10 protein-coding genes are annotated in these 14,105 nt (G+C 56.7%); 6 read left to right on the forward strand and 4 right to left on the reverse strand.

Annotated features, from left to right (window positions below):
- Positions 1–179: 179 nt before the first annotated feature.
- The 3 genes from icd to CJ255_RS06850 all read right to left on the reverse strand — a co-directional run bounded on the left by icd (position 180) and on the right by CJ255_RS06850 (position 3,946).
- On the reverse strand, positions 180–1,991 hold the full coding sequence (gene icd, locus CJ255_RS06840) for an NADP-dependent isocitrate dehydrogenase (RefSeq protein WP_097643343.1): 1,812 nt from the start codon (positions 1,989–1,991) through the stop codon (positions 180–182).
- 146 nt (positions 1,992–2,137) lie between these two features.
- Positions 2,138–3,205 carry an endolytic transglycosylase MltG gene (mltG, locus tag CJ255_RS06845; RefSeq protein ID WP_097643344.1) on the reverse strand — a complete coding sequence of 356 codons (1,068 nt, stop codon included), beginning with the start codon at positions 3,203–3,205 and terminating at the stop codon, positions 2,138–2,140.
- Between the two features lie 15 nt (positions 3,206–3,220).
- Positions 3,221–3,946 (reverse strand): hypothetical protein, encoded by a 726-nt coding sequence (locus tag CJ255_RS06850; RefSeq protein WP_097643345.1) that lies wholly within the window; start codon positions 3,944–3,946, stop codon positions 3,221–3,223.
- A gap of 157 nt (positions 3,947–4,103) precedes the next feature.
- Here CJ255_RS06850 and rpiA point away from each other — a divergent pair, with 157 nt between their 5' ends.
- Together rpiA and rpe are read left to right on the forward strand one after the other, a co-directional pair.
- Positions 4,104–4,799 (forward strand): ribose-5-phosphate isomerase RpiA, encoded by a 696-nt coding sequence (gene rpiA, locus CJ255_RS06855; protein ID WP_245863230.1) that lies wholly within the window; start codon positions 4,104–4,106, stop codon positions 4,797–4,799.
- 438 nt (positions 4,800–5,237) lie between these two features.
- A complete protein-coding gene (gene rpe, locus CJ255_RS06865) occupies positions 5,238–5,903 on the forward strand; it encodes a ribulose-phosphate 3-epimerase (RefSeq protein WP_097643346.1) in 666 nt (221 codons plus the stop codon).
- Between the two features lie 285 nt (positions 5,904–6,188).
- Here rpe and CJ255_RS06870 read toward each other — a convergent pair whose 3' ends face one another.
- Complete coding sequence (locus tag CJ255_RS06870; protein WP_097643347.1) at positions 6,189–8,732, reverse strand: ATP-binding protein; 2,544 nt, start codon at positions 8,730–8,732, stop codon at positions 6,189–6,191.
- A gap of 297 nt (positions 8,733–9,029) precedes the next feature.
- Between CJ255_RS06870 and CJ255_RS06875 the strand changes: the two genes are divergently transcribed.
- The 4 genes from CJ255_RS06875 to CJ255_RS06890 all read left to right on the forward strand — a co-directional run bounded on the left by CJ255_RS06875 (position 9,030) and on the right by CJ255_RS06890 (position 14,099).
- Positions 9,030–10,361 carry a nucleotide sugar dehydrogenase gene (locus tag CJ255_RS06875; protein WP_097643348.1) on the forward strand — a complete coding sequence of 444 codons (1,332 nt, stop codon included), beginning with the start codon at positions 9,030–9,032 and terminating at the stop codon, positions 10,359–10,361.
- A gap of 749 nt (positions 10,362–11,110) precedes the next feature.
- Complete coding sequence (locus tag CJ255_RS06880; RefSeq protein ID WP_097643349.1) at positions 11,111–11,395, forward strand: type II toxin-antitoxin system Phd/YefM family antitoxin; 285 nt, start codon at positions 11,111–11,113, stop codon at positions 11,393–11,395.
- A gap of 196 nt (positions 11,396–11,591) precedes the next feature.
- Positions 11,592–13,160 (forward strand): L-glutamate gamma-semialdehyde dehydrogenase, encoded by a 1,569-nt coding sequence (pruA, locus tag CJ255_RS06885; protein WP_097643350.1) that lies wholly within the window; start codon positions 11,592–11,594, stop codon positions 13,158–13,160.
- Positions 13,161–13,199: 39 nt separating this feature from the next.
- Positions 13,200–14,099 carry a 1,4-dihydroxy-2-naphthoate polyprenyltransferase gene (locus CJ255_RS06890; protein WP_097643351.1) on the forward strand — a complete coding sequence of 300 codons (900 nt, stop codon included), beginning with the start codon at positions 13,200–13,202 and terminating at the stop codon, positions 14,097–14,099.
- Positions 14,100–14,105 lie beyond the last annotated feature (6 nt).

The following is a 14,105-nucleotide window of genomic DNA, read 5'->3' on the forward strand; positions in this document are numbered from 1 at the left end:
ACAAGCTGGCTTCGACAAGCTGGCTTCGACAAGCTGGCTTCGACAAGCTGGCTTCGACAAGCTGGCTTCGACAAGCTCAGCCACCGCGCCACCGCGCCACCGCGCCGCTGGCTGAGCCTGTCGAAGCCAAGCGGCGCGGCCCAGGGCTTCTTCGCGCTAACAAACTTTTCAGACAGCCTCTAACGACTCTCCTCAACAAAACGGAAGATGTCGGTCTCGCTAATAATCCCAATCGGTTCGCCATCTTGGGCGACCACAACGCGGCGAATATTCTGCTCAAGCATGAGGTTGGCGCACTCTTTGAGCGTCAAATCGGGCGATACGGTGATAAGCGGGCGGGTAGCAATCGCTTCCACGGTAACACCTGCAAGATCGCGCTCTTCAAGCACAATCTTCTTCAGCACATCACGCATGGTCATGATGCCCCAGGTGCCGCTGCTGTCGGGTTCAACGACGACGCTAGTGATGCCACGCGAACGCATGAGGTGGGTGGTATCGCTGACAGGGGCACTACCGGAGACCGCAACAACGCCACGGGTCATGAGGGCACCTACGGAGAGACGCGGGTAGGGGGTAACCTCAACCGGGCGCACCAACTCAGGGCCAACGGCGTGATGGCTTTCGAGTTGCTCGCCAATGACGCGATCCATATTGGCGATCATCGCATCGGCAAACTCCGAAGTCTTCACCTTCTTGGCCCCCTGCATGAGGCGGGCAAAGTCGTAGGTGACCATCTTCTGGCCGATAGTACGCTCAAGGGCGGCAATAATCAGATCGGCGGCCTCAATCCAGCCCATGTAGCGCAGCATCATATCGCCCGAAAGGATCACCGAGCCGGGGTTAACCTGATCGAGATCGGCGTACTTGGGCGCAGTGCCGTGGGTAGCCTCGAAGATGGCGTGGCCAGTGACATAGTTGATGTTACCACCAGGCGCAATCCCGATACCGCCCACTTGAGCCGCCAGCGCATCGGAGAGGTAGTCGCCATTGAGGTTGAGGGTTGCAATCACATCAAACTCATCGGGGCGGGTGAGTACCTGTTGGAGCGCAATATCGGAGATCGCATCCTTGATCAGAATCTTACCCGCATCGAGGGCCGCCTGCTGCTCGGCGTTAGCCGCAGCTTCGCCCTCAGCCGCCTTGGTGCGCTCCCACTGAGCCCAGGTATAGACATAGTCACCAAAGGCGCGTTCGGCATACTCATAGCCCCAATCGCGGAAGGCACCCTCAGTAAACTTCTGGATATTGCCCTTATGCACAAGCGTGACACTCTTGCGCTTAAAGTTAATCGCATACTGAATAGCGGCTCCAACGAGGCGCTCGGTACCAACGCGGCTGACCGGCTTAATCCCAATCCCCAACTCCACCTTATGCTCAGGTGCAGCACCAATCATACTAAGGAACTCATCGGTTTTGGCGACCGTTCCAAAGCGGATCTTCTGAAAATCACTGGGATAGGTCTCGGCAAAGAACTGGAGGATGCGTTCCACTTCAGGCGTACCAGCGCGATACTCGATCCCGGTGTAGATATCCTCCGTATTCTCACGAAAGATCACCATATCCACCTTTTCGGGGTTACGCACCGGGGAGGGCACGCCAGTGAAGTGACGAACTGGGCGCAGACAGACATAGAGATCGAGGAGTTGGCGCAGGGCGACATTAAGCGAACGGATACCACCGCCAATAGGCGTAGTCAAGGGACCCTTGATCCCAACGAGGTAGCGCTTAAAATCCTCAACCGTCTCATCGGGCAGCCAATTATCGGTCTCACGAAACGCTTTCTCACCAGCGAGAACCTCATGCCAAACAATCTGACGTTTTCCGCCGTAAGCCTTAGCCACAGCAGCATCAAAGACCCGAACACTGGCACGCCAAATATCGCGGCCAGTCCCATCACCCTCGACAAAAGGAATAATTGGTCGATCAGGGACAATCAGCGAACCGTCTTTGATCGTAATGATCTCTCCGGCAGGGGGAGTTCGCAGGGGCATACTCTTCCTTCCTCAGTACTTCCGATAGACAGGGGCATTATAGCGTAGTTTCTGAGGGGTGCGGGGCGGCGGAGGAGTGCGCCGCTTGGCTTCGACAGGCTCAGCCAGCGGCGCGGTGGGGCGGAGCCCCAATGACCCTTACAGATCTACTGGCACGCAAGCCATTCCGCTTCATAGCTCAGGAACTGATCAAACGAAGCGGCGAACTTATGGCTCCCATCGCGTTCGCAACTAGCCACGAAGAAGAGGTAGCCAGCGGCGTCATCGGGTTGAGCGGCGGCGGTGAGGGCAGCGAGGCCGGGGGCGGCGATGGGACCGGGGGGCAATCCAGCGCGGTTGCGCGTATTGTACGGGCTATCAATTTGCAGATCGTCGAAGGTAAGCTCCTTGCGCCACCAGGTCGCTTCGTCTTCACTGAAGCCCAAGGCATACTGCACGGTCGCATCAGCGCCCAATTGGCCCCCGCCGACAATGGGGGCATATTCTGGCTTCAAGCGATTCCAGAAGACCCCCGCAATCAACGGCATCTCGGACTCAAGTGCGGCCTCACGCTGCACAATCGAAGCCATCGTGACCAACTGATGGACACTGACATCAGGCACTTGGACATTGCGTTCAATCGTTGCATACTGCTCTACAAAGCGGTCGAGCATGGTACGAATGATCACATCAGGCTCCGCATCGCGGTAGAAGCGGTAGGTATCGGGAAAGAGATAGCCCTCAAGGGTGGCATCGGGGGGCAACTGGTTCAGGAGAAAATATTGGGCACGGAAGCGTTCAGCATCGCGGGCCGCAGCCAGAAAGAGTTCCGCCTCAACAATCTCGGCCTGCGCCAAGATGTCCGCAACCTCTTCAAGGCGCAAGCCCTCACGCAGGGTCACGGCTATATCATCAATGCGATTGCTTTGGAGGGCAATCAGAATCTGGCTCATATTCATAGTTGGGCTGAGCACAAAGCGACCAGAGTGGAGTTGCGCATCGAGCCCTTGCATACGGCTCAACATAGTAAAGAGTACCGGCTGCCGGATGAGCCCTTCAGAGCGCAGCCGGGTAGCAATCTCAGACGTACTCGCTCCGTGAGCGACGACAAACTCCACTGGTTGACCGCTCGTTGCTGCGGGGGCGCGAATTTCACCCAAGGCGAGGTAGCCGAGCCCAGCCACCACCAACGCAAGCAACGCAACACCCAACATCAGGGCGCGCACATGGCGCATAACCATACCTCCACACTACTCTGGGAAGGGGCGCATCTCTGCAACAATCACGCCCCAAACATCGGCATAGGTCGAACCAATAATCGGCGGAGCAACAGCAATGAGTACCAAGCAGATGCCACCAAAGCCAAGGATTGCATAATCAGCGCGGCTATAGGCACCACGCCAAGAGGTGTGGGTTGGTGGCTCGTCGGCTTCTGCGGCAGGATCGGTGGTCGGCTGAGGGGCTGCTTGGACTTCCTCTTGCTGCGCTACAACCCCAGACTCTGCGGCTTGGGCGGGGGCTTGCTTCTTGCCGCGCATACGCGACCCAAAGGCGCGCAGGGCAAGGCCAATATCATCGAGTGACAGAAAGAAGCCGCGGATGAGCCGCTGCCACAGAATGATGCGATTACTCGCTTGGGTCATGCGGCCCGCCGACTGGGCCGCCACACGGCTACCCGCCGCAAGACCGGCCACACCAAAGATATACTCCAAGTAGATGGCCAAGGCGAAGGCGAAGATGATCAGACCAAAGTCGAGTTTCAACTCCCAGATCATCTCAGCCAGCGCAAACCCCCAATCGCCACTGCGCTGATGCTGGCGATAGATTTCAAAGAGGGCGTGTACCCCCACCACCGCCACCAACCAGAAGAGGCCCAGGGTAATACTCAGCACCAAGGCGAAGCCAATGTAGAGGATATTGAAGAGGGTGCTGTCGTCGTGATTGATAATCCATTGCCGAATGCGTGGCCAAGACACGTCGAGGGTTCCTCCTTGGGTTATCTTGGGGTCAGTTACCATATGGTATCACATGATCCCGATGACTTCTGTGGGGCTGCGCCCCAAGCCCTACGGCTCGGCCAAAAAATTCTGGTACAATCGCGTGGAGGATCGGGTAGCGGCAAGGAGAGTTGTTGTGGAAACACCCTCGCGGGATGAACTGAAGCGTCAGGCGGCGAATGCAGCGGTGGCGCTGATTGAACCGGGCATGGTGGTGGGGTTGGGTTTTGGCAGTACGGCGGCTTTTGCGTTGCAACGTATTGCGGCGCTACTGCAAGCAGGTGCGTTGCGTGAGATTGTGGGCGTGCCCTGTGCTGCGTGGACCGAGGCGGAAGCCCAGCGTTTGGGGATTCCCCTTGCTACCTTGGATAGCTGTGCGACAATTGATCTAACGATTGACGGAGCCGATGAGGTTGATCCGCAACTCAATCTGATCAAAGGCGGCGGCGGGGCGCTCCTGCGCGAAAAGATGGTGGCCCAAGCGACTAAGCGCCAGGTGATCATTGTAGACGAAGCCAAGCTCTCGCCCGCACTGGGTACCAACTTTGCCCTGCCGGTGGAAGTGGTCACCTTTGGGGTTGAGGCGAGCGCACGTTTCCTGCGCGAGCTAGGGGCTGAGGTGAAGCTACGACGCACTGCGGCAGGTGAAGCCTTTGTGACTGATCAGGGCAACTACATTCTTGATTGTGCCTTTGGGCCCCTCAGTGACCCGGCGCAGCTTGCAACAACCCTCAAGTGCCGCGCTGGGATTGTGGAACATGGCCTGTTCATTGAGATGACCAAGGATCTTTTTGTGGCTGGCGCGGAGGGTGTGCGGCATGTTAGGAGGTAGGAGGTAGGAGGTAGGAGGTAGGAGGTAGGAGGTAGGAAAGAGGAGGTAGGAGGTAGGAGGTAGGAGGTAGGAGGTAGGAGGTAGGAGGTAGGAGGTAGGAAAGAGGAGGTAGGAAAGAGGAGGTAGGAGGTAGGAGGTAGGAGGTAGGAGGTAGGAGGTAGGAGGTAGGAAAGAGGAGGTAGGAGGTAGGAGGTAGGAAAGAGGACGCGCAGCCCTCGCCGCTTCGCCTCACGCATCCTCGCAACGAGGACGCGAGGACGCGAGGACGCGAGGACGCGAGGACGCGAGGACGCGAGGACGCGCAGCCCTCGCCACTTCGCCTCACGCATCCTCGCTACATTGTAAAGCAACCTTCCGCTTTCAGAAACCATCCCTAACAAAAGACTCTTTTTGTTCCGTTTTGGTGGCGCAGCCGCCAACGTAGAAAGAAGAAACCCTATGCATTTAGCTCCTTCAATTCTTACTGCCGATTTCGCCCGCTTGGAGGCCGAGCTTGAGGCTGCCTTTGAAGCGGGGATTCGTTGGTTACACCTTGATATTATGGATGGACGCTTTGTGCCCAATCTCAGCTTTGGGCCGATGGTGGTGAAGTCAATCAGTCCGTTGGCCAAACGCCATGGTGCGGTGGTGGATGCCCACTTGATGATTGAAGAACCGGAGCGCTACATTGAGGCTTTTGCCGCAGCGGGGTGTGACTACATCAGTTTCCATATTGAGGCAACGCACCATGCTCATCGTGCGGTTCAGATGATCCATGGATTGGGCTGCAAGGCGGGGGTGGCGTTCAATCCAGCAACACCGCTGAGCAGCATTGAGGAGTTGCTACCCGATCTCGACCTAGTGGTGCTGATGAGTGTCAACCCGGGCTATGGCGGGCAGCGCTTCATCCCTTCAAGCGTTGACAAGATCGCCCGCCTACGCCAACTCTGCGTAGCACGCGGTTGCCCTGATCGGCTCATCCAGGTGGATGGCGGCGTCAACACCAGCAACCTGCCCGCCGTGCGCGACGCCGGGGCCAATGTGGTTGTGGTTGGCTCGGCGGTCTATAATCCGAACCAGTCGGTGGCGGATGCGGTGGCGGGGTTACAGGCGGCCCTTGGGTGAGTGAGAAGAGATACCAGAGGGTTGAACCACAGAGGCGAGGAGAGATACCAGAGGGTTGAACCACAGAGGCACCGAGGACACAGAGAGTTTTGAGGGATGGTTCAGCCGTGGGAGGACGCGAGGACGCGAGGACGCGTGAGGCGAAGCGGCGAGGGCTTCGCCTCACGCGTCCTCGTAAGTTGGAGTGCCGGCTTTAGCCGGCTAAAGCCGGCACTCCAGCGTGTGCTCCCCGGCTTTTCAAACAGCTTCTGAAACCTTCCTCTGTGTTCTCTGTGCCTCTATGGTTCAATCCCCAACGCCACGCTCGCGCAGTGCCGCTTGGCTCGCCTCAAGGCAGGGCCGGAGTTGACCCACAAGGGGAGCTAGGTCTAGATCTGGGGCAGCATGCTCGATCTGGGCGCAAAGGACAGCGAGGGCTTGGGCGCCTAGTTGCAACGCGGCACCATGGAGGCGGTGGGCTTCGCGTTGGAGTTGGGCACGGTCATTGGTTGCCAGCAGCGTTTCGATCAGCGTAATGCGTTCGGGTAGCTCATGCTCGAAGATCTGGAGCATGGTTGCGATTAGCTTGGAACCCTGTTGGCTCATCGTCGTGATCGTAGCCTCAAACATAGCCCAGTTGATCACGTCTGGGGTTGGGTTAGACGCAGGTTCAGTGGGCTTGAAGTTCTGCCGCTGGAGCGCCTGCCAGAGCGTTTGAGGTTGCAACGGCTTACTCAAGAAGTCGTCCATACCGGCGGCAAGAGCCTGCTGGCGATCATGCGCAAAAGCATTGGCGGTGAGGGCGATGATGCGCGGCTGCTGAATCTGATTCCCAAGGGCACGAATCTGGCGCGTGGCAGTAAGGCCGTCCATCTCGGGCATCTGAATATCCATGAGGACAAGGTCGTAGGGCTGGGCTTGCACCGCTTTAAGCGCCGCAGAGCCATTCTCAACTATAGTCACTTGGTGATCCAAGTGCTCTAGGATGCGCAGGATCAGGATTTGGTTGACCGGATTATCTTCTGCGACCAGAATTCTGAGCGGCGCTTGAGGCAGCAGTTCTGCAGGCTGAGGAGCTTCTAGCTCGTGTGCGATGGTGTGGGGCAAAGGCAGGGTGAGCGTAAAGCTACTGCCCAGATTGACCTCACTCTGAAGGGTAAGCTGCCCACCCATGAGGGTGGCGAGTTTATGACTAATCGCCAAGCCCAGTCCACTGCCGCCATAGCGCCGAGCCGTGCTGCTATCGGCCTGCTCAAAGGGCGCAAAGATGCGTTGTTGTTGCTCTGGGCTGATGCCGATGCCAGTATCACGCACATGGAATTGGATCGTTCCAGCCTCTACTCCGGCACTGGCATGGAGGAGGACTTCGCCCTGGTTGGTAAACTTAAGCGCATTGGTAAGCAGATTGAGCAAAATCTGGCGGAGGCGATGCTCATCGCCAGTGACCCATTGGGGCAGGTCGGGATCATAGCTCCAGTGTAGGGCCAAATGTTTTTGATGGGCTTGATGGGCCACCAAATGGATGAGTGAAGCGAGAAAGCTGGGCAACTCAAAGTGAACTTCCTCCAACTCCAGACGGCCCGCATCGATACGCGAGAGATCGAGAATATCGTTGATCAGGGCAAGCAAGGCTTTACCACCGCTGCTAATCGTATTGGCGTAGAGTTGTTGTTCTTCATCAAGTTGGGTATCTTGGAGCAACTCGGTCATGCCAATAATCGCATTGAGCGGTGTACGTAGCTCGTGGCTCATCGTGGCCAGAAACTCGGCCTTAGCGCGTGCCCCAGCTTCAGCCGCATCGCGGGCATGGGCCAACTCCTCAGCCGCATGCTTATGGGGCGTAATATCTTGGACGGTGCCGATACAGCGCACATGTTCGCCAATCTTCAGTGCTGCGCCACTCATGCGTACCCAGATGGAGCGCCCCGTCAGGGTACGTGCAGGCAATTCAAGTTCAAAGGCGGTTCCCTGCGTTTCCAACGCTTCAAAGGAGACACGCAGATCCGTCCATGCCTGGCCCGGATAGAGCTGTTCAATCAAAGCAACATCAACCACCGTTCCAATGGGAACTTCATGGATGCGGTAGAGTTCTTCGGTACAGACAATCTGCTGCTGGCTAGACACATAGGTAAAACCACCAACCTGAGCAACACACTGCGTAGCCTTGAGCAGAGCGACGGCCTCACGCAACTCAGCGGTACGCTGATCAACGGTGGCATCAAGGTTCGCATTGACCTGCTGCAACTCCAAGTAAGCCTTGCGATTCGCGGCGAGACTGGCTTGGAAGGATTTGACCATTGAGGCGACCAGCAGGGCGAGCGTGGCCGAGATGGAGATATGGATAAACCAGTTGTTGAGCAGACGCATGCCCTCAGTGGCACGCAGGATCGAGCCATAGGGGTAGGCCATCAGACCTAGAGCAAAGGAGGCAAAAATGATCGCTTGGCTCAGCGCAAAGAGTAGACCCACCAACAGGGCGGCACGGGCCCCAAGCAAGAGCAGCGCCAAGATCATACTTACCACGGTGATCAGCGTGGTAGCCCCAAAGAGGCCAAAGTTGATCACACCCACAATGCCACTGGTTAACATGAGCAGCACGATAACCCAGCTCTGAAAACGATAGTCGAGCTTTGGAGTAAAGGCTAAGCCAAGGATGATTGCGATCGACACCACCCGATTGATCACAATCACCCAACGCTCAAGCGCCAGATTGTGTAGCAGATCCAAACCAAAGAACGGAAGCAGCAGCAGCATGAAGCGCACTAGCCACTGGGTCGTGCGTTGACGCCACGCAACAAGGGGATCATCAGCCTCAGCGGGCACAAAAGCTTGGGGGAATAGGCGTTGCATAGGGGGCAGTTAGGAAAGCGAGCGGCAAGACGCGAGATGCAGGGCACATCCATAACTCACATCTACTGCTCCATGATACGGGTGTGACCAAAATGTGTAGGTTAGGGTGCGCGAGGGAACCTGGTTCCCTCGCATCCTCCCCCCGTCCAAGGGGGTGTAGGGCACCGCTCTACAGATTCCAGTCATACCCCTATGATACCATCAGGTTTGACATACTCCTACCCGATTGACACATGAAAGAAGCATGGTGATAATCTTGAAGCGACGGATCAGCAGAATGTTAAGGAACAACGTACCATGACAAGCTACGAAGCGGCGCTCCAAGCGAAGCTTGAGGCGTGTGACGCGGTGGTGGGGGTGATCGGGATGGGTTATGTGGGCTTACCCCTTGCGGTACGCGCAGCGGCCCAAGGTTTTCGTGTCCTCGGTTTTGATGTAAGCCCTGAACGGGTTGCCCAGTTGAATGCGGGCGAAAGCTACATTGGTGATGTCACCTCGGAAGCGTTGGGGCAGCTACGGGCCAATGGGAACCTAGAGGCCAGCAACGCTATTGAGCGGATGGCTGAGTGCGACCTGTTGGTGATCTGTGTGCCAACGCCGCTGAACCAGACACGCGACCCCGATCTTAGCTATATTGAAGCGGCTACGCGGGATATTGCCCAGAGTTTGCGTCCTAGTCATTTGGTGATCCTTGAGAGTACGACCTATCCAGGGACAACCTGCGAAGTTGTGCAGCCAATCTTGGATGAGCGCGGACTGGTGGTGGGGCACGACTACTTTTTGGCCTTTTCGCCAGAACGGATCGACCCGGGCCAAACGAGCAGTCAGGGCTTCGGGGTTGATAATACGCCCAAGGTGGTTGGCGGGGTTACCGCAGCCTGTACGAAGCTGACGAGTGCATTCTATCGCCAGATAACCAGCCAGGTCGTGGAGGTCTCTTCACCCGCTGCTGCGGAACTAACCAAACTCTTCGAGAACATCTTCCGTGCCGTGAACATCGCCTTGGTCAATGAACTGGCACTGCTCTGTGATCGCATGAACCTCAATGTCTGGGAGGTGATTGATGCAGCGGCAACGAAACCCTATGGTTTCATGAAGTTCACGCCGGGGCCGGGCTTGGGGGGCCACTGCATCCCGATTGATCCCTTCTACCTCACATGGAAGGCGCGAGCCTATGATCTGGTGACACGCTTTATTGAGTTAGCGGGCGAGATCAACACCCAGATGCCGCGCCACGTTCACGATCTGGTGGTACGGGTGCTCAACCGGCAGCGCAAAGCGCTCAATGGTTCTACCGTGTTGTTATTGGGGGTAGCCTACAAGCCCGATGTGGACGACTACCGCGAATCGCCCGCCTTCAAGGTGATGGATCTGTTGGTGGCTGATGGGGCCACGGTGATTACATGTGATCCTCACATTGATTCTTTTGTAAGCCATGCTGGTGAGGTCTATCAGACCACACCACTCACCGATGAACTCTTAGGCAGTTGTGATTGTGCTGTTATCATTACAAACCACAGCGCCTTCCCCTATCAGCGTATTGTTGAACTGGCCCCTGGTGTGGTAGATACCCGTAATGCAACCCGCATGTTGAGTGCGGAATTACGGGAGCGGGTGGTGTTGATCTAAGGGATGGTTTCAGAAACAGCCTTTCAGCTTTACCGTCGTAGTGCCGACTTTAGTCGGCATCCGGGGGGGTGTTGGTAACCTCAGCTTTACCGTCGTAGCGCAGACTTTAGTCGGCATCCGGGGGGTGTCGGCGACCTCAGCGTTACCGTCGTAGTGCCGACTAATGGTCTTCCAGTAAATAATCCGCTAACCAGACCTCGCAGATCTGGCATATCTATCAGGTCTAGTCCGTGCCGCGACACCGGATTAATTTCTGGAAGACCATAAGTCGGCACTACCTAATAGCGGAAACTGTAAAGTGTCCTGAACCCATCCCTTGCGGCCCACAAGCGTAAGCCATTGATGGCACGCATCTTGCCGATACCCGAACAAAGCCGCAATCTTGAGCTTCGGTAGCACTTGGAGCATGTTGCTGTATGTGCCATGTTCCTATGCCGTTCAACACGGGCACATACATATCTAAATCACACTCTGATCATTCCAAACAGATATGATTAATTGTGTGGTGAGATGATGATTTGCATTCACAACAAGCAAGATCTGTAGTAGAATGTATCTGTATCCTTGTGGCGTAGGCATGATTAAAAAGAATGTCGCCTTTCGCAAGTGAACTCTGGCACTTCCACTGGTATGCGCTAGGTTACAGAGAATAGCAGTGGATATTGCCTAGAGGAGCTTAACTCACACTCTTAGACGACTTTCAGGCTAACTCTTGCACGTCACGTATTTGTTTATGCGGAGGCTCGACAATGGTAGATATCAAGAAGTACACGTTGGATGTTGATTTGAAGCAGGGTGTTGTACCCATTTCAAAAGCTGCCTCATCACTGGCTGCGTTGATCAAACGCTCACGCGCCAACCATCAGCCGATCATCGTCACCCAGAAGGGCTACCCCACAGGCGTTATCCTTGATGTTGAACTCTTCACCGCATTGCGCCAAATTGCGGAAGATCAGTTGGGCGAGGGAGGGTTGCTTGAACTGGGGGATGAGGGCGAGGTTGAAGCTGAAGAGGTTGAAACGGCTGAAGCCTAGCGCCTGCATTGTTGCAACCTAGATTAACGTTACCATGTGGCGGGAGGTGCGAAGGAGTTGCTCCTTTGCGCTTCCCGCTAATGGTATTTCAGATTGTAGATTGTAGATTGTAGATTGCCGAACATGACTGCTTTCACGCTGTTGCTGATGCAGCATGTTCAACGGTCATTGGTATCTCGTGGCATGGAGCATATGTATGAATGTACCTGTCTATCGTAATGAACCATTTGGTGATTTTTCCTCTTCTGAGCGCCGCGCTGGGATGCAGCGTGCGCTGCGGAGTGTCAATGGACAACTGGGGGTGCGCTATCCGCTGGTTATTGATGGCGAGCGGATTAGTACTGAGGAGACCATTGCTTCGCTCTGTCCGGCGGAACCAACCAAGGTGGTAGGCTATGTGAGTAAGGCTACGCCCGAACTGGCGGCCCGGGCAGTTGAGGTGGCCCATGCCCGTTTTGCCCAGTGGCGGCGGGTGCCGGTTGAAGACCGCGTGCGGATTGTGCTGCGTGCCGCTGCGCTCATGCGCCGCCGCAAGGAGGAATTGGCGGCGTGGCTGGTCTATGAGGTGAGTAAGAGTTGGGTTGAGGCTGATGCCGATGTGGCGGAGGCGATTGATTTTGCCGAGTACTATGCGCGCCAAGCCTTGCACCATCAAGCGACGAGCCAGCCGCTGCTCCCATGGCCCGGTGAGAGCAATTCGCTCAACTATATCCCGCTGGGGGCCGGGTTGGCTATTCCGCCCTGGAATTTCCCCTTGGCAATTACCACCGGCCTTGTGATTGCACCATTAGTGGTTGGGAATACGCTTGTCCTCAAGCCCTCCAGTGTCGCTCCGGTGATTGCCGCCAAGCTCGTGGAGTTGCTTGAAGAAGCAGGCTTGCCCTCCGGGGTTGTGAACTACCTGCCAGGCTCAGGGGCTGCTGTGGGTGATCTGTTGGTAGACCATCCGCTGACGCGCTTTGTGAGCTTTACTGGCTCCAAAGAGGTGGGACTGCGAATCAATGAGCGTGCCAGCATCCGCCAGCCTGGTCAGCTCTGGATCAAACGTACCATCCTCGAAATGGGCGGCAAGGACGGGATTATTGTTGATGAGAGCGCCGACCTCGAAGCCGCTGCTGCTGGAATTGTCGCTTCCGCCTTTGGGTTCCAAGGCCAAAAGTGTAGCGCATGCTCGCGGGCGATCATTGTGGCGAGTGTCTACGATACCATGGTCGAACGCATCGCTGAACGTACCCGTGCGCTCAAGTTGGGCAACCCGACCGCCCCTGAAACCTTTATGGGCGCGGTGGTGGATAAGGCTGCTTTCAATAAGATTAGTGGCTATATCGCCCTGGGCCAAGAAGAGGGTCGCCTCATCTGTGGTGGCGAAGTGGTTGACCACGAACTGCTCAAGGATGGAGGCTACTTCATCAATCCTACGGTCTTTGCCGATATTGCCCCTGATGCCCGTTTGGCCCAAGAGGAGATCTTTGGCCCGGTGCTGGCGATCATCAAAGCCGACGACTTTGAACATGCGTTGAGCATTGCCAACAATACCGAGTATGGGCTGACCGGCGGGCTCTATTCACAAGATTTTGCCCACATTGCCCGCGCCTATGATGAGTTCCACGTAGGCAATCTCTACATTAACCGTAAGTGTACAGGGGCGTTGGTTGGCGTACAGCCCTTCGGTGGCTTCAACATGTCGGGTACCGATAGTAAGGCCGGTGGGCCGGACTATGTGGGGCTCTTTACCCAGGCAAAAGTGGTGACTGAGAAGTTGTAGCGGGAGCGCGGGAACCGCGTTCCCGCACGCCCCCTCACCATGCATATGACGCTAAAGACGACTCCTACGCCATCCCAGGTCTGGCTGATGGCGGTGCGGGTGCCAACCTTGCCCGCTGCGGTGGTGCCGGTGTTGGTGGGTACGGCGACAGCCCTAGCGGATGGCATGCTGCGCCCATTGGCTTTTTTGGCGGCCCTCGTGGCTGCGCTGCTGATCCAGATTGGCACCAATCTCGCCAACGACTACTTCGATTACCAAAAGGGGGCCGATACGAGTGAACGGCTGGGGCCCACACGGGTAACCCAGAGTGGCCTGTTGGCCCCAGCAGTCGTGCGTCGGGCGATGCTGGGCTGCTTCGCCCTTGCGGCGCTCTGTGGCCTCTACCTGATCTACGTGGGTGGCTGGCCCATTCTGCTGGTTGGCATTTTTGCCATTGCCTCTGGGATTCTCTATACCGGCGGCCCCTTTCCGCTGGGCTACAATGGCCTGGGCGACATCTTCACCTTCATCTTCTTCGGCGTTGTCGCAGTGGTCTTTACCGACTACCTGCACAGCGATGCGTTGCGCCCAGTGGCTTTGTTGGCCAGCCTGCCGGTGGCCCTGCTGGTCACAGCGATCATTGTGGTCAACAATCTGCGCGATGCGCCGACCGACCGCAAGGCGGGCAAGCGCACGCTGGCAGTAATCTTTGGAGAGCGCTTCGCCCGCATGGAGTATGCGCTGCTCGTCTTGGGTGCCTACATCATCCTGCCGGTGGTCTGGTTCTGGGGCGGGGGTTCACCCTTCTCACTGCTGCCCTGGCTCACCATGCCCTTAGCCCTAAAACTGCTCGATCTCGTAGGTAGACAGCGCGGTCGTGCGCTCAATGCGGGGCTGCGGGGCACTGCCAAGCTGCATATGATCTTTGGGGCGCTGCTGGCATTGGGGTTGCTGCTGTAAAATCGA

It is taken from the genome of Candidatus Viridilinea mediisalina, assembly GCF_002532535.1.
GTDB lineage: Bacteria > Chloroflexota > Chloroflexia > Chloroflexales > Chloroflexaceae > Viridilinea > Viridilinea mediisalina.